Annotated in this window: 18 protein-coding genes and 1 riboswitch; of the genes, 15 read left to right on the forward strand and 3 right to left on the reverse strand. The window is 72.5% G+C overall.

What is annotated here, in order from left to right:
* Positions 1-251: 251 nt before the first annotated feature.
* On the forward strand, positions 252-2,072 hold the full coding sequence (locus FB465_RS30975) for an NAD-binding protein (protein WP_342791861.1): 1,821 nt from the start codon (positions 252-254) through the stop codon (positions 2,070-2,072).
* Positions 2,073-2,210: 138 nt separating this feature from the next.
* On the opposite strand, the gene FB465_RS30980 is transcribed toward FB465_RS30975, so the two are convergent.
* A complete protein-coding gene (locus tag FB465_RS30980; protein ID WP_145795885.1) occupies positions 2,211-2,789 on the reverse strand; it encodes a hypothetical protein in 579 nt (192 codons plus the stop codon).
* A gap of 78 nt (positions 2,790-2,867) precedes the next feature.
* Positions 2,868-4,934, reverse strand: coding sequence for an RICIN domain-containing protein (locus FB465_RS30985; protein ID WP_246192953.1), 2,067 nt, complete (start codon positions 4,932-4,934; stop codon positions 2,868-2,870).
* A gap of 197 nt (positions 4,935-5,131) precedes the next feature.
* On the opposite strand from FB465_RS30985, the gene FB465_RS30990 reads away from it, so the two are divergent.
* The 4 genes from FB465_RS30990 (at position 5,132) to FB465_RS31005 (ending at position 8,301) form a co-directional block, all read left to right on the forward strand.
* Positions 5,132-5,839, forward strand: a complete 708-nt coding sequence (locus FB465_RS30990) for a Type 1 glutamine amidotransferase-like domain-containing protein (RefSeq protein ID WP_145795887.1) — start codon at positions 5,132-5,134, stop codon at positions 5,837-5,839.
* A 38-nt stretch (positions 5,840-5,877) separates the two neighbouring features.
* Positions 5,878-6,366 carry a GNAT family N-acetyltransferase gene (locus FB465_RS30995; protein ID WP_145795888.1) on the forward strand — a complete coding sequence of 163 codons (489 nt, stop codon included), beginning with the start codon at positions 5,878-5,880 and terminating at the stop codon, positions 6,364-6,366.
* Positions 6,367-6,659: 293 nt separating this feature from the next.
* Positions 6,660-7,523 carry a peptidoglycan-binding domain-containing protein gene (locus tag FB465_RS31000; RefSeq protein WP_145795890.1) on the forward strand — a complete coding sequence of 288 codons (864 nt, stop codon included), beginning with the start codon at positions 6,660-6,662 and terminating at the stop codon, positions 7,521-7,523.
* 85 nt (positions 7,524-7,608) lie between these two features.
* Complete coding sequence (locus tag FB465_RS31005) at positions 7,609-8,301, forward strand: hypothetical protein (RefSeq protein WP_145795891.1); 693 nt, start codon at positions 7,609-7,611, stop codon at positions 8,299-8,301.
* A gap of 16 nt (positions 8,302-8,317) precedes the next feature.
* Here the strand turns inward: FB465_RS31005 and FB465_RS31010 are convergent, their stop codons facing one another.
* Positions 8,318-8,983, reverse strand: a complete 666-nt coding sequence (locus FB465_RS31010; RefSeq protein WP_145795893.1) for an MSMEG_1061 family FMN-dependent PPOX-type flavoprotein — start codon at positions 8,981-8,983, stop codon at positions 8,318-8,320.
* 146 nt (positions 8,984-9,129) lie between these two features.
* Between FB465_RS31010 and FB465_RS31015 the strand changes: the two genes are divergently transcribed.
* The 10 genes from FB465_RS31015 to FB465_RS31065 all read left to right on the forward strand — a co-directional run bounded on the left by FB465_RS31015 (position 9,130) and on the right by FB465_RS31065 (position 18,604).
* Positions 9,130-12,234, forward strand: a complete 3,105-nt coding sequence (locus tag FB465_RS31015; protein ID WP_145795895.1) for an ATP-binding protein — start codon at positions 9,130-9,132, stop codon at positions 12,232-12,234.
* 90 nt (positions 12,235-12,324) lie between these two features.
* Entirely contained in the window at positions 12,325-12,699 is a 375-nt protein-coding gene (locus FB465_RS37175) for a cupin domain-containing protein (RefSeq protein WP_145795896.1), read from the forward strand.
* Positions 12,696-13,100, forward strand: coding sequence for a hypothetical protein (locus FB465_RS31025; protein ID WP_145795898.1), 405 nt, complete (start codon positions 12,696-12,698; stop codon positions 13,098-13,100). Before FB465_RS37175 ends, FB465_RS31025 begins: the two co-directional genes overlap by 4 nt.
* A 421-nt stretch (positions 13,101-13,521) precedes the next feature.
* Positions 13,522-13,649: riboswitch (FMN riboswitch) on the forward strand.
* Between the two features lie 167 nt (positions 13,650-13,816).
* Entirely contained in the window at positions 13,817-14,479 is a 663-nt protein-coding gene (locus FB465_RS31035; protein ID WP_145795900.1) for a riboflavin synthase, read from the forward strand.
* A complete protein-coding gene (locus FB465_RS31040) occupies positions 14,476-15,123 on the forward strand; it encodes a nicotinamide mononucleotide transporter family protein (RefSeq protein WP_145795902.1) in 648 nt (215 codons plus the stop codon). Before FB465_RS31035 ends, FB465_RS31040 begins: the two co-directional genes overlap by 4 nt.
* Positions 15,120-16,382 (forward strand): bifunctional 3,4-dihydroxy-2-butanone-4-phosphate synthase/GTP cyclohydrolase II, encoded by a 1,263-nt coding sequence (locus FB465_RS31045; RefSeq protein WP_145795903.1) that lies wholly within the window; start codon positions 15,120-15,122, stop codon positions 16,380-16,382. Before FB465_RS31040 ends, FB465_RS31045 begins: the two co-directional genes overlap by 4 nt.
* 34 nt (positions 16,383-16,416) lie before the next feature.
* Positions 16,417-16,902 carry a 6,7-dimethyl-8-ribityllumazine synthase gene (ribH, locus tag FB465_RS31050; RefSeq protein ID WP_145795905.1) on the forward strand — a complete coding sequence of 162 codons (486 nt, stop codon included), beginning with the start codon at positions 16,417-16,419 and terminating at the stop codon, positions 16,900-16,902.
* 75 nt (positions 16,903-16,977) lie between these two features.
* Positions 16,978-17,250: a phosphoribosyl-ATP diphosphatase gene (locus FB465_RS31055; RefSeq protein ID WP_145795907.1), complete on the forward strand. Its 273-nt coding sequence runs from the start codon at positions 16,978-16,980 to the stop codon at positions 17,248-17,250.
* Between the two features lie 50 nt (positions 17,251-17,300).
* Complete coding sequence (hisG, locus tag FB465_RS31060; protein ID WP_145795909.1) at positions 17,301-18,149, forward strand: ATP phosphoribosyltransferase; 849 nt, start codon at positions 17,301-17,303, stop codon at positions 18,147-18,149.
* Positions 18,150-18,160: 11 nt separating this feature from the next.
* Entirely contained in the window at positions 18,161-18,604 is a 444-nt protein-coding gene (locus FB465_RS31065) for a PH domain-containing protein (RefSeq protein WP_246192955.1), read from the forward strand.
* Positions 18,605-18,778: the final 174 nt, after the last annotated feature.

The following is an 18,778-nucleotide window of genomic DNA, read 5'->3' on the forward strand; positions in this document are numbered from 1 at the left end:
CGTCGCCGCGATGATGACCCGCCCGGAAATCTCCGGGAAACAAAAATGCGCCTGGTGGTCACAACCAGCAGGCGCACACAAAGTTCATGGGAACCACAACTGCAACTTCTTCGACTGTAGCAGGGTCCGGGCGCGAACGGCGGAAATGTCTGCGCGAGTCGGCGAATCGTGTCGCTGGTCACGGCAACTGCGACCAGCGGATTATCGGACTCCGTGTCGGGCTGCGCCGCGGGGACCGGCAGACTGACGGCATGTCACCCACGTCAGTCACCGACCGGACCAGGCCCGGTCCTGTGCTGCCCGGTCAGCAGATCCCGCCCGGGACACCGACCGGGCACATGGTCATCTGCGGCGGAGACGCGCTCGCGCACCGCCTGGCACTGGAGCTCGCCCGGCTGTACGGCCAGCGGGTCACCGTCGTACTGCCCTCGTTGCGGCAGGGCCACGGACCGCAGATCGCGGCGCTCGCCGCCGACGGCCGGCTCGCCGTCACCGTGGTCGAGGCCGCCGACCTCAACCACGCCACGCTGGCGGCGGTCGGCATCCGCAACGCCGTCGCGCTCGCCCTCACCTCCGAGGACGACCAGGCGAACATCCACGCCGGGCTGCGCGCACGCCGGATCAACCCCGGGCTGCGCCTCGTCATCCGCGTCTACAACCGCAGGCTCGGCCGGCGTGTCGAGCAGCTCCTCGACCGGGCTGCGGATGTCCGACGCCCCGGGCTGTCGCCTGCCGCCCCGGGGGCCTCCACCACCATCCTCTCGCCCTCCTCCACCGCCGCCCCTGCCCTGGTCGCGGCAGCCCTGTCCGGCCGCAGTCATGTCGTGCACGTGGACGGGCGGCTGCTGCGCGTCGCCGAGGTCGAGCCGGGCCGGCAACCGGGTGAGAGCGAGATCGCGACCCTGGCCCTGCCGGCCGGCCCGGGGCGTCTGGAGGTCAGCGACGAGCTGCTGCCCGACCCGGACTCGATCGCGCCGGAGGCCGGGCGGGTGGTCCTGGAGCTCCTCGGCCAGGCCCGGCAGCCGCACCGCCGCCCGATCAGGCTGCCGGGCGTGTCGGGCGTGCCGCTGGCCGCCCTGTTCTCCTCCCGGCTGCGCTGGGCCCTCGCCGGGCTGGCCGGCCTGGTGGCCCTGCTCGCCGGCCTGACCTCCGCACTGACCGGGCAGTCCCCCCTGCACGCCGCCTGGCTGGCCGTCCTCGACGTCCTCGGCATCGCCGACCCCGCCACCGACGACGGGCCGGGCCGCAAGCTGCTGCAGATACTGGCCGCGGTCAGCGGCATGCTGCTGATGCCATTGCTCATCGCGCTCGCTCTGGAGGCGCTCGGCACCTTCCGCACGGCATCCGGGCTGCGCCGGCCGCCACGCGGGCTGTCCGGCCATGTGATCGTGGTCGGCCTCGGCCGGGTCGGCAGCCGGGTGCTGGACCGGCTGTGGGAGCTGGACGTGCCCATCGTGTGCGTGGACAGCGACCCGACCGCCCGCGGAGTCGCCAGGGCCCGCGCGTACGGGATTCCCGTGGTGATCGGCGACGCCACCCAGGACGGCGTGCTCGAAGCCGCGAAGATCGGCCGCAGCACGGCCCTCATCACGCTCACCAGCAACGACAACACCAACGTGGAGACCGTCCTCTACGCCCGCGAGTGCAACCCGGAGGTCCGGGTGGTGCTGCGGCTCTTCGACGACGACCTCGCCGGGGACATCTACCGGGCTCTTCGCGACTCCTACCCGCAGGCCGAGACCCGCAGCCGCAGCGTCTCCTTCCTGGCGGCCCCCTCCTTCGCCTCCGCGATGATGGGGCGCGAGGTCCTCGGCGCGATCGCGGTGGGCCGCCGGGTCCTGCTGGTCGCGGCCGTCGAGGTGGCCGGCAACCCGGACCTGGCGGGACGCACCGTCGCCGAGACGCACCGCCCCGGCCTGTGGCGGGTCCTCGCCGTGGCCCTCGGCGACCAGGGCGAACCCCGCTGGAACCCGCCGCCGGACCAGGTGCTCGCCGAGGGTGACCGGCTGGTCGTGGTGGCCACCCGCGCGGGCCTGGGGCAGCTGCTGAGCAGCGAGGACGCCCAGGACTGAGCCCGTGGGCAGGCGCTCAGCCATGCACGGTTCAGGGGCGCGGGGAAGAGCGCGAGATCGGAAGGACGGCCCCGAGCCTCCCGCTTCGCGCAGTACCTCGCGCCCCTGGGATGCCCGGTCCAGCCGGTTGCCCAGCCTCTAAGCCCGGCGCCGTCGGAGCACGGCTGCCGCCACGGCCAGGCCCGCAAGGATGGACACGCCGACGGCGATCCAGCCCACCGGCATCGACGAACCGGACCGCCCATCGCCAGCCGCAGCCGCAGCCGTCGGCGTCGGAGTCGGCGTCACCACAGGGCCGGCCGACGCGGCGGCCGGGGTCACGGACGGGCCGGCCGTCCGCGGAGCCGGGGTGACGGTGATCTCGGCCTCGCCCCGGCCGAGGGCCGGGAAGCCGGACTCCACGGTCACCGTCCACTTCCCGGCGGGCAGTTCCTCCCGGGTGGTGAAGGTGGCCTCGTGCCCCGGGACGGCGATCAGGCGCCAGGGCCCGAGCGAACGGCCGTCCGCGGAGACCGCGCTCAGCGTCGCCGAGACGTCCTCGGTGACCGGATCGCCGTCGTTCTCCCAGGTGGCGACCGTTTGCGGGTGCCCGCCGGCCGGTCCGGCGAACTCGAAATGGATGGCGTCGCCGTGCGCGGCCGCCGGGCCCGAAGTCCCCACGGTGAGCAGGCCGGTCAGGACGAGTGCCGTCAGGATCGCGGCAGGGCGGGTACGCATGGCGGAACGGCTCCTTGAGGGAGGGGTGAGCGGGTGCGGCCCGGGCGTCGGGCCGGGCCGCACCTGGGAGTGGACGGGTCAGGAGGCCTGCTGCAGGCTCCAGTTCTGGTACGCCTGGCCGTCCGGCCGCTGGAGCTCCAGCAGCCAGCCGCCGTAGTACCAGCGGTGGCTGACGCCGAGGACGAGCGAGCTGCCCTTGGCCGCGAGCGTGTAACCGCTGCCGCCGGCCGTGACCTTCCACTGCTGCGAGGCGTCTCCGCTGCAGGGCTGCTGCGCCACGTACTGGCCCTGGACCAGGCGGCCCCCGAGCTGGAGGCACTTGCCGGTGAGCGCAGACTTGATCCTCAGGTACCCGTCGCCGGCGTCGTCGAAGATCCAGCGCTGGTTGGCGTAACCCGTGCTCTGGTACGCGATGAGGACGGTGCCGTCATTGGTGGAGCTGCCCCACAGGTCCGCGGCCTGGCCGGTGAGGCCGTTGAGCATCTGGTACGGCGTGCCGGGCTTGGTGGGCCCGACCGGTCCGCCGGACTTGAGGGTGCGGAAGGAGGCCTGGCGGCCCGGCTTCGAGGTACGGCCGTTCGCGTCGCGCACGGCGATGGCGACGGTGTAGGCGGTGTCCGCCTGCAGACGGACCACGCGCACCACGGTCGACTTGACGCTGCCGATTGCCCGGCCGTTCAGCCGGATCTCGTACTCCGCGGCGCCGTTGACCTGCTGCCAGCTCAGGACCACCGAGTCCGCCGTCAGCTGACCCACGGTCACGTCGGGACCGGTGGTGGACGTCGGCGAGGGCGAGGGGGTCGGGCTCGAGGTCGGCGTGGGCGTCGGGCTCGGGTTGGGGTCCGGGTTGCTGCCGCCGCGCGGGATCAGGAACTGGTTGTTGGCGACGTTCCAGTGCGTGGCCAGGTAGCTGCCCGGCTTCACGTTGGTGCTGTAGTAGTCGTCGTGGTTGCAGTCGAGACGGTCGTCGTGGCTGCGGTCCGCGCAGTGGATCTGCATCTGCGGGTAGTACGGCGCGTCCGAGTAGCACATGATGTCCCACTCGTCGACGCAGTGGCCGGCCTTGCTCGAGTTCGGGGCGCTGTTGTTCACCGCGCCGAGGTTGTGGCCGAGTTCGTGCGCGGCGGTGGAGCCGCCCCAGCAGCCGTTGTCCGTCCGCCCGTACGAGGGGCCGAAGTTGCTGAGGTTGTCCTGGCCCGGGCGCTCGTCACCGTTGAAGGTGCCGATACCGCAGTAGACCTGGGCGTCCGCGAAGATCATGTACTTGCGGTCGCGGCGGTTGAAGCCCTGGGAGGCCAGCGCGCTGTTGCCGGCGCCGAACTCCCGGATCGCTCCGGCCGAGAGCTCCACGTCGAGGACCGAGGCGGTGCAGTCCGGCTGGGTCACGAACCGGATGTGGCGTACGCCCCCGGTCTCCCCGGCGCTGGCGTTGTAGATCGCGTCGGCGTCGGCCGCCCACTTCTTGAACGAGGGCAGGTACTGCCCGAAGCGGTCCTGGCCCGGTGCGTGGACGTAGAGGACCTGGACGCGGTTGCCCGTCGTCCCGTCCCCGTCGCAGACGACGGTCGTACCGGCGGCCGCGGCCGCCGTGTTCCCGCCGGATGCCGAGGGCGAGGCGCCGGCGGGCGAGGCCGCGGCGACTGTGGTGCCGGTCGGTGCGTCCAGGACCGGCGGCTGGTCCTTCAACAGGTCGGCCGAGGACGGCGGTTCGGAGCCGTCCGCGCCCGGCAGCTCGGGGTCCTTGTCGACCGCGGCCACGGCGGGCTGAGTGGTCTTGTGGATGTCGACGCCCTTGGGCGGCACATCAGGCCCGTGGGTGCACAGATCGGCCGTCGAGACCTTGAACACGCCCGAGCACTTGTCGTCCTTGGCCGCGGGGACCAGTCCCGTGTAGACCAGGCCGCGCGCGGGGTCGCTCTTCGGTATCTCGCGTATCGGCGTCGGGGCCTCGTCGTGCCGTGGCGCGGCTGCCGGGGACGCGGCGGTCGCGGACAGCGCGGTGACTCCGGCTGCGGCCGTCGGCCGGCCGTCCCCCACGGCTCCGATGCCGACCGCGCTCGCGATGACGCCGGCGGTCACCGCTGCCACGGTGATGAGCAGACCGCGGTGGTTCCGCCGCCGGTGTGCGGCTCTTCTCCCTGCCATGCACGTTCTCCCGTTCCTGGATACGGCAGGCGCTCCGACCGGGATCCCCGTTCAGCCCGCTTGCCTGACTTCCGATACCTGGGAGATCAGCGGGCGCCACAGGGATAACAGAAATTTCCGGGTGCCTCACAAACCCGTCGCTGAACCGGCAGGCGGTCACCTAGGCTGACCCGACGTTCACGGAGGGGGAGACACACATGACGGTTCATCTGGTCGGCGGCGGGCGGGACGAAGGCGTACTCGCGGAGCTGTACGGGCCGTTCCTGGCGGAGGCCGGGCCGGACCCGGTGGTGGCCTGCGTTCTGATCGACGAGGGGGACGGCGCCGAGCAGTTCGCGCTGTGGGACGCCAGGCTGCGGAAGGCGGCGCCGTGCCGGCCGCTCGCGGTGCTGGTGCCGATCGGTGGTGACTTCGACCCGGCGGTGCTGGACACCGCCGACGCCCTGCTGGTCGGCGGCGGGCTGACCCCCGCCTACCAGGACGCGCTGGCCGGCCCGCTCGGCGCCTACCTGGCCGCGCGCCCGCTGCCGTACGCGGGCTTCTCGGCGGGCGCCGCGATCGCGGCCCGGCGGGCGCTGGTCGGTGGCTGGCTGTCGGACGGCGTGCAGGTCTGCGCCGAGGAGACGTCCGAGGACCTGGAGGAGATCGAGGTCCGCGACGGCCTTGCCCTGCTCGACCTCGCGGTGGACGTCCACGCCGCCCAGTGGGGCACCCTGCCGCGCCTGGTCGAGGCGGTTGCCCGAGGCGACGTCGCGTCCGGGGTGGCGATCGACGAGAACACCGCACTGGCCGTGGACGGCGCCGACGCCCGGGTCCGCGGCCTCGGCCGGGTCCATCTGGTACGGGCGAGCGCGGACGGCGTCACCGTACGCGCGTACCGGGCGGGGGAGCACGTGCTGCTGTGACGGCTCGTCAGCCACGCGGACCAGGCATGATGACGCGCATGATCGATCACGAGACATCACAGGTCCGCCGCGCGGTGCGCGGCGACCTGGCGGAGGTGGCGGCCCTGGCGGCCGAGCACGCCGCCTACGAGCAGGCCGCCCCGCCGGCCGCCGGTCTGGCGGGGCTGCTGGCGGCGGAGCTCTTCGACCGTCCGCAGCCACGGCTGAGCTGCCTGGTCGCGGAGCTGCCGGGCGGCGCGCTCGCCGGGTACGCCAGCTTCACGACGGAGTTCAGCACCTGGCAGGGGAGGCCGTACCTGCACCTGGACTGCCTCTATCTGCGCGACGAGCACCGCGGGCTCGGTCTGGGCCGGCACCTGGTCGATGCCGTGGTGGCCGAGGCGAAGGCCCTGGGGCTCGACGAGGTGCAGTGGAACACCCCGGCGTGGAACGAGGGCGCGATCCGCTTCTACGACCGTCTGGGCGCGGTGCGGCGCGAGAAGATGCGCTACACGCTAAGCACGCCGGACCCGGTCAAGGTCGGCTGAGGCGGCGGAAATGCGCCGGGGCGCGTCCGAGTGCGCCGGTAATCCGCGGACAGCACCGGCGCGATCCGCCGCCCACCCGTTCCGGTTGCCGCGTTCTCGACCTGGCCATACGGTCGGTTTGACTGACTTGTCGGGCTTTGCGGCTGCCGAATCCGAGCCTTTGCACAAGGCCGACGGGCGCCGTTCACGCCGAATGTCATTCCTTCGGTAATCCGTCTTCCCCTTCAAGCAGCGGCGCCTACCCGGACTTCATGACCGGCGCCACCGCCCCTCGTCCCTATGGAGGCTCAGCAATGAGTCAGGTCGAGAACGTCACGCAGAGATTCCAGTCGTTCGTCGGTGCCCACGAAGGCTCCGCCAACGGACACTGGAACAACGACATCCGGAACATCCACGGCGTGAACTTCGCCGAAGTCTTCGGTATGAACTTCGTCGCCTGGTGCGACATCGGCTTCTGGGTGTGCTTCAAGTTGGAGGGCCTGGAGGCGCTGATCCCGAAGTCGGCCAGTTGCTACAGCTCGATCGCCGGCTACCAGCAGGTCGACCGCTACTCCGAGTACCCGGCGATCGGCGCCCAGTTCTTCGTCTCCTCCGGCGAACTTCCGCGCGGGGGCGCGCACACCGGCTTCGTGGTCGGGTACGACGACGACCACATCCAGACGGTCGAGTTCAACACCAACGACACCGGATCCTCCGAAGGCGACGGCTGCTACGCCAAGACCCGGTCCCGGTTCGGGAACGAGACGTCCGGTGTCTACGCCTACGGGTACCCGAACTACGCGGAGGGCATCGTCTCGGCGGATCCGAAGTGGGCCTCCGCCCCGCCGGCCGCCCCGCCGGCGTCCCCGCCGCCGGACGGCCAGCTGCCGTGGGTCTACGTCGGCCAGGTCAACCACGCCGCGGCATGGGACCCGCCGAGGGAACAAGGGGCCCGGTCGTACTCGTGGGAGCAGGTGCTGCTGGTCGAGAAGGCCCTGGCGGCGGAGGGGCTGCTCGCCCCGCAGTACGTGGACGGCTCCTTCGGGACGCTGACCATCGCCGCCTACGCGGCCTGGCAGCGCAGTCTCGGATTGAACGGCGCGGACGCGGACGGCAAGCCCGGCCTGTCGTCCCTCACCAAACTCGGGGAGAAGTACGGCTTCCGAGTCGGAAACTGAGCACGACCACCGCATCCACACCTCAGGTTGACGGGGCTTCAGCTCTCGAGCTGCGGCCCCGTCATCCGAAAGGGGCGAATCCCCGATGGCTCCTGTGTACTGGGCGTGGATCATCTCGGCCGTCCTCGCCATACTCCTGGCGGTCGCCCTCGGTGTGAAGATCGGGCGCGGCCTGCTGGGGATCCTGATCGACGGCCGCGGTCGCTACAGCCTGACGCATCTGCAGATCGTCCTCTGGACCCTCGTCGTGCTTCCCCTCGTTGCCGGGATCGCCATCGGTCGGCTCGTGGACGGCGTGACAGACGCACTCGACTTCACGCTGCCGGCCCAGGTGCTGGGTGTTCTCGGCATCGCCATCGGCTCCACGGTGACGTCGACGGTCATCAAGAACAATGCGAATGTGCGGCGTTCCGACGTGGTCGCGGCCAGCAGCTGGCGCCTCAAGGACCCGCCACGGCTGTCTCAGGTCTTCCTCGTCGAGGAGGGGCCTTTGGCCGACCGACTGATTGACGTGGCGAAGTTCCAGAATTTCCTGGTGACCGTGGTATTACTCGTCGGCTATATCGGAACCGCCGTCTCGCAGCTACGACATTCCGCGGATCCCGCTGCCGTCACATCGCTTCCCGATCTCTCGGCGACCTTCGTGACCTTGCTCGGGATCAGCCACGCGGGTTACCTCACCGGAAAAATGGTGCCGTCCGGGGAGGCACCCGCCCCGGGCCTCACCGTGGCGATGCGAAACGCCGGTAACCCGCCGGACGCACCCCGAAATCCTTGAGAGCCGCGGGCCTCGCCTATTCGTACCGGTAGAGCAGAGCCTCACGCTCGGCCTGCTCGATGAGCTCGACCGTCAGGGCGGGGTCGCCGAGGTGGGAGAGGGTGACCTCGGCCGAGCTGGGGGCGGCGTCGGGGGCGAGCCACTGCTCGGGCTTCCAGGCGGAGCCGCGCAGGAAGGCCTTGGGGCAGTGGCCGTACACCTCCTCGACGCCGACGATGACCGCGCTGCGCGGCGGCTTGCCGACGGCGGTCAGCTGCTCCAGCAGGCGGGGGTCGGTGGAGATGCAGGCCCGGCCGTTGACCCGCAGGGTGGAGTCGCGCCCGGGTATCACGAAGAGCAGGCCGACCTGCCCGGTCTCCACGATGTTGTGCAGGCTGTCGAGGCGCTTGTTGCCGGTCGCGTCGGGGATGGCCAGGGTGTGCTCGTCGAGGACGGAGACGAAGCCGGCCGGTCCGCCGCGGGGCGTCACGTCGCAGCGGCCGTCGGCTCCGGCGCTGGCCATGAAGACGAGCGAGGAGCAGCCGATCAGTCCGCGGGCGACTTCGTGGATGTGGTCCACCTGCTTGCGCCGGGCGTGCTCACCGGGGTGCTCGTAGATCTCACGGAGTGCGGCCACCTCACGTACGGCGGTGGACTGCAGGGCGTCGAAGAGGCGGCCGGTGGCCGGCGTCGGTGTGGTCACGTACCGGCAATCTAGCGGACTGTCGATCTTGGCGGGAAGGGGTTTCCGGCGTAGGACGGCTTCGGACGGCTTTCGGCGGCCTCGGCGCCTCCGGACGGCGGGCCCCGGCCGGCCCTACGCTCGGAGGTGGCGAGAGGGGACCGAGGATGGCGGCCTGTCCGTTCGTCGGGCGTGGTGATGTGCTGGCCGAGATCGCCGCAGCGCTGGAGAGCGCCAGAGCGGGCCGCGGCGGCCTGGTCGCGCTCACCGGCGCGGCCGGTGCGGGGAAGACCCGCACGGCGGAGGAGGCGGCCGCGCGGGCCGAGGGATTCCGGGTGCTGTGGTCCTGGTGCCCGCCGGAGTCGGCGGGCAGCTCGTTCCGGCCGTGGGCGGGTCTGCTGCGCGAGCTGGTGGCGGACGACGTCCGGTGCGGGCGGCTCGCCCAGGGCTCCCCGCCGCTCCGCGCGCTGGTGGCCGGGCAGGTGGCCGGTGTGCTCAGGGCCGCGGACCCGGAGACGGCGCGGCTGCGGCTGGCCGGGGACGTGGCGGAGCTCGTCCGGCTGAGCGCCGAGCGGGCGCCGCTGCTGCTGGTGCTGGACGACGTCCACGACGCCGACCCCTCCTCGCTGCACCTGCTCCAGGAGCTGGCCTCGACCGTCCGGACGGCCCGGGTCCTGCTGCTGGTCACCGCGCGGGACGACGAGGCGGCGTGGCGGGGCCGTCCGCAGGCTCGGGCCGCCCTGGTCCGCAGGGCCCACAGCCTGCCGCTGGGCCCGCTGCCGGAGCGGGACATCGCCGCGCTGCTCACGGCGGCGACCGGCACCGATGCCTCGCCGCAGGCGGTGCGGGAACTGGCCGAGCACACCGGGGGCGAGCCCTTCTTCGTCACGGAGCTGCTGCGGGCCGGGAGCGGGCTGCCGACGACGGTACGGGCTGCCGTGGCGGCGCGCGTGGCGGAGCTCGCGCCGGAGGGTGCGCGGGTGCTGGCCGCCGCCTCCGTGCTGGGTACGCGCTTTCGCCTCGATGTCCTGGCCGAGGCCGCCGGGGTGCCGCTCGACGACCTGCGCGCCGTGCTCGCCGACGCTGCGGCGGCGGGCCTGCTCGCTCCGGTCGAGCCGGGCTCGGGTGCGTTCCGGCACGACCTGCTGCGCGAGGCCGTGTACGCGGAGCTCCGGCCGGCGGAGCAGGTGGCCCTGCACCGCCGTTCCGGCGAGGTGCTCGCCGAGCTGGCCCGGCGTGGACGGGACGTCGGGCCGGCCGAGGTCGCCCACCACCTGCTGCTCGCCGGCCCGGAGCGGGCGGAGGCCGCGGCGCGGTACGCGCGGCAGGCGGGGGACCGGGCGGCGGAGCTGCTCGCGTACGAGGACGCCGCGCAGTGGTACGAGCGCAGCCTCCCTGGCAGCAGCGGCGAGGCGCTGGTGGAGGAGCTGATCGCGCTCGGTACGGCGCGGCTGGGCGCGGGCCGGCGGCAGGCGGCGCGCGCCGAGTTCCTGCGCGCCGCCGGTCTGGCGCGTACGGCGGGCCGCCCGGACCTGCTGGCCTCGGCGGCGCTCGGACTCGGGGCCGGGCCGACCGGCTTCGAGGTGGACCTCGTCGACCGGGAGCAGACCGACCTGCTGGAGGAGGCGAGAGCCGGGCTCCGAGAGGGCAAGGGCCCGGGTGGGGCAGAGACCGCGGGCCGCACAGCGCTCCGCGCGGCGGTCACGGCCCGCCTCTCGGTGGCGACGGCCCTGATCGAGCCCGAGCAGCGGCGCCTCGCCCTCGCCGAGGAGGCGGTGCGCACGGCCAGGTCGGCGCGTGACCCAGCCACCCTGGCGTACGCCCTCTCGGCGCTCTGCGACGTCCGCTCGGGGCCGGACCACTGCCGGGACCGGCTCGGGTGGGCGGGGGAGTCGGTCGCCCTGGCCCGGCAGGCGGGCGAGCCGACCCTCGAACTGCTCGGCAGGCGGCTGCGCCTGGTCGCCCTGCTGGAGACCGGCGACATCGCGGGTGCCGACGCGGAGGCGCTCGCCTACGAGGCGGCGGCCCGCCCGCTCCACCGGCCGCTGTACGAGTGGTACGTGCCGCTCTGGCGGGGCGCGCGGGCCCTGATGGAGGGCCGGTTCGAGGACTGCAGGGCGGCACTCGACGAGGCGGAGTCGCTCGGCGAGCAGGCCGGCAGTGGCAACGCCGCCATCCTGGTGGGGACCCAACGCTGGTGCCTGCTGGCCGAGTCGGGGGATCTGCCGGGTATCGAGAGGCTGTTGGCCGACCGGCCGCCGCTCGACCGGATTCCGGGAGTGTGGCCACGCGTCACCCTCGCCCTGCTGGCGGCGCAGTTCGGCCGGGCCGAGGAGGCAGCGCAGCGGCTGTCGGCGGTCGCCCCGAGCCTGGCCGGCGCGCCACGCGACAGCGAGTGGCTGCCGATGCTGGCACAGGCCGCCGACACGATCGGTCTGATCGGACCACATCCCTTGGCGCAGCAGCTGTATGACTTGCTGTCACCTCATGCGCAGCTCTTCGTCGTGGAGGGCATCGGTGCCGCGGTGCGCGGTCCCGTCCAGCGCTGGCTGGCACTGCTGGCCGCCGCCCTCGGCGACTCGGCCGCCGCCCGTGAGCACGCCGAGGCGGCGCTTGCGGCGGCCCGCTCCACCGGGGCAGCGCGCCTGCTCGGGCAGCTCGGCCAGGTCGGGCCTGGGGCCGGGGCTGCGCCGGGCCCGCCGGAGGACGGCGTCTTCCGCCTCGACGGCGAGCTCTGGCAGCTGAGATTCGCGGGCCGCGAGGTGCGCCTGCCGGACAGCAAGGGCCTGCACGACCTCGCCACCCTGCTGGCCCGCCCGGGCATCCCCGTCCCCGCTCTCGACCTGGTGACCGAGCCGGCCGGGCCGACCGGGCGGTCGACCACGGAGGCCGAGGGGCTTCATCGGCCGGGGGACACCGGCGAGTTGCTCGACGCCACCGCGCGGACGGCCTACCGCCGACGGCTCCAGGAGCTGGAACAGGAGGCCGAGGAGGCTGACGCCGCGGGAGACTCCGAGCGCTCCGCGCGGATCGCGGTGGAGCGCGACGCCCTGGTCGGCCAGCTCTCCGCCGCGTACGGCCTGGGCGGCCGGGTGCGGCGTACGGGCTCGGCGGCGGAGCGGGCCCGTACGGCGGTCACGGCCCGGATCAAGGCCGCCGTCGGCCGGATCGGACGGGCCCATCCCGAGCTGGGCCGCCACCTGAGCGGCTCGGTCAGGACCGGCACGCTCTGCGTGTACCAGCCGGAGACACCGCCGCGCTGGCAGCTGTGAGCCCGGCCGGCACATCGTGCGGCCCGATCTCACGCCTCCTCCTGTGAACGGGGACCGCAGGAGGCTCCGTAGGAGACCGAGGAGGCCACCATGCCACGCACATCGAAGGCCGAGGCGCCGCTCGTCCTGGACGAGCCGGTGATCGAGGGCCGGTACACCGAACTCGACGGCTACACCGTCGGCTTCGAGACGCACAAGGCGGACACCGACCCCGCCCCGCTCTTCCGGGGCCTGCCCGGCGACCGCTGCCAGTGCCCGCACTGGGGGATGGTGGTGACCGGCAAGGTGGTGTTCCGCTACGCCGATCACGACGAGGTCTTCCGCGCGGGCGACGCCTACTACGGCGCCCCCGGCCATCTGCCGCTGATCTTCGCCGGCACCGAGCTGGTCGAGTTCAGCCCCACCGAGGCGCTGGGCCGCACGATGGCCGTCGTCGGCCGGAACATGGCGGAGGTGACCTCATGAACGCCGCACAGGCCAAGGAGCTGGCCGACAGGCTGGTCGAGTTCCTGGAGACCGGAACGCCGCCGGAGGGCCTGTTCGCTCCGGAGGTCTTCACCGACCTGACCGTGCCGCTCTGGCGGCGGCAGGCCGCCGGGGTCGGCGGTCTGGTGGCCCTGCGTCACGAGGGCCACCCCTCGCCCGGCAGGGTGCCGCGCCGCCGACTGGACCCGACGCCGACCGGTTTCGTGCTGGAGGTCGAGGAGCGCTGGGAGCAGGGCGGGCAGAGCTGGTACTGCCGGGAGTTGATGCGGGCCGACGTGGAGGACGGGGTCATCAGCGAGCTCTCGGTGTACTGCACGGGTGACTGGGACCAGGCCCGGCAGCAGGCGCACGCCCGCGACGTGGAGCTGCTGCGCGCCTGAGAGCACACCGCTGCTGGGCGACGGCACCGACCCGGCGGTGCTGCGCGAGGGACCGTGCGGGCTGAGCCATATGGTCGGGCCCGGTCTCGTTGGCCGTCGACCGCCATGCTCATCGCCGGCGGGGCGAGGCCGACCGGGCCCGCAACCTGGCGGCGTACCCGCTCGGCAGGCTCGGCAACCCCGAGGAGGTCGCCGAGGTGGTGGCGGCCGTACGCCACCGCCCACCATCCGGATGCGAACGGTCAGTTCCCGCCCCACGCAGCCCAGTTGCACCCCGTGCCGGTGGCCGTGCCCGGTCGCCCGCCGACCCCGGCGGTATTCCCGGCGCGGCCGACCTGACAGAGTGAATCAGGACACAGGGAAAGCCCCTCCCGGGTTCGCGGCGGATCATGGCAGAATGACGGCAGTAGCAGTGACGTTCAGCGCACTCCGGGGTCGGTGAAAATCCGAACCGGCGGTTACAGTCCGCGACCCGTCCGCAGCCAGCGGCCGGTTGACCAGGTGAAATTCCTGGACCGACGGTTAAAGTCCGGATGGGAGGCGTGCGCGGGCGGACAGGTAGTGCCACGGCTCCCGTGAGCCGTGGAAGGTGTGCGGGAGAACTCCCTTCGGCGACGGAGTGTCGGCGACGGGGCGGAGCCTTCGGTACGTCGAGCTGTCCGCGTCATCTCCCATGCCGCCCCGGAGTCCGCGCCCCAAGCGCGAGGAGAACCCGGGTGTTCACCGGCATCATCGAAGAGCTCGGCGAGGTCATCTCCATCGAGGAGATCGGCGAATCCTCGCGTATTCGTCTGCGCGGCCCCGTGGTCTGTTCCGGTGCCCGCCACGGCGACTCCATCGCGGTCAACGGCGTCTGCCTGACCGTGGTCGACACCCCTGAGCAACTGGCCGCCGAGACCGGCGAGTTCAGCGCCGACGTGATGGCAGAAACCTTGCAGCGCTCCAGCCTGGGCGCCCTGAAGCCCGGCTCCCGGGTCAACCTGGAGCGGGCCATGGCGCTCGGCGCCCGGCTCGGCGGACACCTCGTCCAGGGCCACGTCGACGCGACCGGCAGCCTGCTGAGCCGCGAGCCCGGCGACCTCGACTCCGAGGGGCTGCCGCGCTGGGAGGTGCTGCGCTTCTCGCTGCCGCAGAGCATCACCCGGTACCTGGTCGAGAAGGGCTCCATCACCGTCGACGGCGTCAGCCTCACCGTGGTCGAGGCCGCCATCGACAGCTTCACCGTCAGCCTCATCCCCGCCACCCTCGCCCTGACCACCCTGGGCACCAAGGGCATCGGCGACCCGGTCAACCTCGAGGTCGACGTCCTCGCGAAGTACGTCGAGCGGCTGCTCGACACCCGCACCCTGCCCGCCACGCTCGCGAAGGACGCCTCATGAGCTGGCTCAGCGGCATAGCCTTCACCGCCTTCGGCGAGCAGGTGAAGTGGGCCGACATGATCGGCAACCTGCTCGGTCTGGGCGCCCTGGCCCTCGGTTGGCGCCGCGCGGTGCTCAGCTGGCCCGTCCAGCTGCTCTCCGGCGTCGTCCTGATCGCCGCCTACCTCTCCGGCCATGTGCCCGGACTGATCGGCAAGCAGCTCATCGTGATCGCCGCCGCGAGCTGGGGCTGGACCCAGTGGCAGCGCGGACGCCGTGACAGCGGCGAGATCGAGGTCCGCTTCGCGACCTGGCGCCAGCGCGCCGTCCTCGCGGGTGCGACGGCGCTCGGCACGGCCGCCGTGGCCGGGCTCTTCCTGGCCGTCCCGGAGCTGTCCTGGAGCCCGTGGGCCGATGCCTACATCTTCGTCGGCACGCTGGCCGCGATGTACGCCCAGGCCCGTGGCTGGATCGAGTTCTGGTTCGCCTGGGTCGCCGTCGACATCGTCGGTGTCCCGCTCGCCTTCAACAGCGGTTACGCCTTCTCCGGCCTGACCTACAGCATCTACTTCGTCCTGGTCCTGCTCGGCCTGCGCGCCTGGTGGCTGCGCACCCGCACCGCCCCTATCGCGCCCGCCAACGTCCTGCAGGGAGCCTCCGCATGAGCACGCAGCCCGCCTTCGACGCCCTCGCCCTCGACCCGGTCGAGCGCGCCGTCACCGACATCGCCCTCGGCCGCCCGGTGATCGTGGTGGACGACGAGGACCGCGAGAACGAGGGCGACATCGTCTTCGCCGCCTCGGCAGCCACCCCCGAGCTGATGGCCTTCACCATCCGCTACACCTCCGGCGTGATCTGCGTCCCGATGACCGGGGACGAGCTGGACCGGCTCAAGCTGCCCCCGATGACGCAGGTCAACGAGGACCGCAAGGGCACCGCCTACGCCGTCTCGGTGGACGCCCGCGAGGGCGTCGACACCGGCATCTCGGCCGCCGACCGCGCCCGGACCGTCAAGCTGCTCGCCACCGAGGCGACCGAGCCCGCCGACCTCACCCGGCCGGGCCACGTCTTCCCGCTGCGCGCCGTCGAGGGCGGCGTGCTGGTGCGCCCCGGCCACACCGAGGCCGCCGTCGACCTGGCCCGCCTCGCCGGGCTGGCCCCGGCCGGTGCCATCGCCGAGGTGGTCAACGACGACGGGACGATGGCCCGCCTCCCCGAGCTGGTCGCCTTCGCCCGCGAGCACGGCCTGGCGATCATCTCGATCGAGGACCTGATCGCCTACCGCCGCCGCACCGAGCTGCACGTCGACCGCTCCGCGGTCACCAAGCTGCCGACCGCCCACGGCGACTTCACCGCCGTCGGCTACCGGGGCACCCTGGACGGCGTGGAGCACATCGCCCTGGTGGCCGGCGGCCTGGACGCCGACGGCCGGCTGCCCGACGGCGAGGACGTGCTGGTCCGGCTGCACTCCGAGTGCCTCACCGGCGACGTCTTCGGCTCGCTGCGCTGCGACTGCGGCCCGCAGCTGCAGGCCTCGCTGGAGCAGGTCGCCGAGGCGGGCCGAGGCGTCGTCCTCTACCTGCGCGGGCACGAGGGCCGGGGCATCGGCCTCTCCCACAAGCTGCGCGCGTACGAGCTGCAGGAGCAGGGCCGGGACACCGTCGACGCCAACCTGGATCTCGGCCTGCCCGCCGACGCCCGGGACTACAGCATCGGCGCCCAGATGCTCGCCGACCTCGGCGTGCGCTCGCTGACCCTGCTGACCAACAACCCGGACAAGACGGCCGCGCTCACCGAGCACGGCCTCAAGGTCAAGGGCCGCCGGCCGGTCGCCGTCGAGCCCGGCGAGCACAACGCCGCCTACCTGCGCACCAAGCGCGACCGGATGGGCCACGAGCTGCCCTGGCTCGACACCAACTCCTGACACAACCCCCCGTACCACCGAGAGGACCACGCACGTGAGCGGCCACGGAGCCCCCGAGCTGACCATCAAGAACTGCGCCGACCTGCGGGTCGCGGTGATCGCCGCGCAGTGGCACGAGCAGGTCATGAACGGCCTGCTGGACGGCGCCCACCGGGCGCTCAAGGAGCTGGGCATCGAGGAGCCGACGGTCATCCGCGTCCCCGGCACCTTCGAGCTCCCGGTCGCCGCGAAGCAGCTCGCCGAGCGCGGCTACGACGCCGTGGTGGCGCTCGGCGTGGTCATCCGGGGCGGCACCCCGCACTTCGACTACGTGTGCGAGGCGGCCGCCCTCGGCCTCACCCAGGTCAGCGTCGCCACCGGCGTGCCGGTCGGCTTCGGTGTGCTGACCTGCGACAACGAGCAGCAGGCGCTGGACCGCGCGGGCCTTCCCGACTCGGCCGAGGACAAGGGCCACGAGGCTGTCACCGCGGCCGTCGCGACCGCCGCCACGCTGCGGTCGGTCTCGGAGCCCTGGCGGTAACGGCGTCCAGCGGACTGTCCACGGTCCGGGACTGTTTACCGTCCGTCAGCCTGCAAGCCGTAAGGTGAGCCCATCATGGCTTCGAAGACATTCGAGGAGCTCTTCACCGAGCTCCAGCAGAAGGCCGCCACCGGCGACCCCTCGTCCTCCCGTACCGCGCAGCTCGTCCAGCAGGGCGTTCATGCGATCGGCAAGAAGGTCGTCGAGGAGGCCGCCGAGGTCTGGATGGCCGCCGAGTACCAGTCGGACGCGGAGACGGCCGAGGAGATCTCCCAGCTCCTCTACCACCTTCAGGTGATGATGATCGCTCGTGGGCTGACGCTCGAAGACGTCTACAAGCACCTCTGATCCGTCCGAACCGCACACTCCACCACCCACAGGTAAGGAACTCACCTCTCATGCTGCGCATCGCCGTCCCCAACAAGGGTTCGCTCTCGGGTCCCGCGGCGGAGATGCTCCATGAGGCCGGCTACCGCCAGCGCAAGGACCCCAAGGAACTGGTGCTGGTCGACCCGGAGAACCAGGTCGAGTTCTTCTTCCTCCGCCCGCGCGACATCGCCGTGTACGTCGGCTCCGGCCGCCTGGACATCGGCATCACCGGCCGCGACCTGCTGCTGGACTCGGCGTCCAACGCCGAGGAGGTGCTCGCCCTCGGCTTCGGCGGCTCGACCTTCCGCTTCGCCCGCCCGGTCGGCTTCGAGGTCAAGGACGTCCAGGGCCTGGAGGGCCTGCGGATCGCCACCTCGTACACCGGCCTGGTCGAGCAGCACCTGGCCGAGCAGGGCGTCAAGGCGACGGTGACCAAGCTGGACGGGGCGGTCGAGACGGCCGTCCAGCTCGGCGTCGCCGACGTGATCGCGGACGTCGTGGAGACCGGCACCAGCCTGCGCAACGCCGGCCTGGAGATCTTCGGCGAGCCGATCCTGATCTCCGACGCGGTCGTCATCCGCCCCAAGGGCGCGGGCGAGGACGCGGGCGTCGACCAGTTCCTGCGCCGTCTGCAGGGTGTGCTGGTGGCCCGGCGGTACGTGCTGATGGACTACGACATCCGGGCCGAGAACGTCAGCGCGGCCGTCGCGCTGACGCCGGGGCTGGAGTCGCCGACCGTCTCCCCGCTGCACACCGAGGGCTGGGTGGCCGTCCGCTCGATGGTGCTCCGCAAGGAGGCCCAGCGGATCATGGACGACCTCTGGGGCATCGGCGCCCGGGCCATCCTGGTCACGAACATCCACGCCTGCCGGCTCTGAGGTAGTCCACCGTGTCCACCTCCGTCGAGCTCCCCGTCACCTGGGCGCCGCGGCGCAACAGGGTCGTGCTGCTGCCGCTCTGTGTGCTGCTGGTGACCATGTTCACCGTGATCGCCTTCGCGCTGCCCCCGAACTGGCACCTCAACGACCGGGCCGCCCTGGTCGTCAGCGGTCTGCTCTTCGCCGGGGTCGGCCTGATGCTGGTACGGCCCCGGGTGTCCGCGGACGACGAGGGTGTCACGGTGGTCAACTTCGTCCGCAGCCGCCGGCTGGCCTGGGCGGAGATCGTCCGGGTGAACTTCCGTCAGGGTGACCCCTGGGTCACCCTCGACCTCGCCGACGGCACCGCCCTGGCCGCCGTCGGCATCCAGCCCGCCGGCGGCCACGAGCAGGCGATCCGCGCGGCCCGCGCGCTGCGCGACCTGGTCGAGCAGCGCAGCACGGCCCGGCGCTGACACGTACGAACCCATGGCCGAATCTCGTACGGCCATCGGATACGCTGGTAAAGCCGGGGCAAAGCCCCGCATCTGCAGACTCACAACCTGAGGAGTGACACCTCCCCTCGATGGACGATCCGTCCGGTAGTACCCGTGCCGCCTCACTTCCGAGCCCCGGAAGGCAGGCGGCAC

The sequence above is a fragment of the Kitasatospora atroaurantiaca genome (genome assembly GCF_007828955.1).
Taxonomy (GTDB): Bacteria; Actinomycetota; Actinomycetes; order Streptomycetales; family Streptomycetaceae; genus Kitasatospora; species Kitasatospora atroaurantiaca.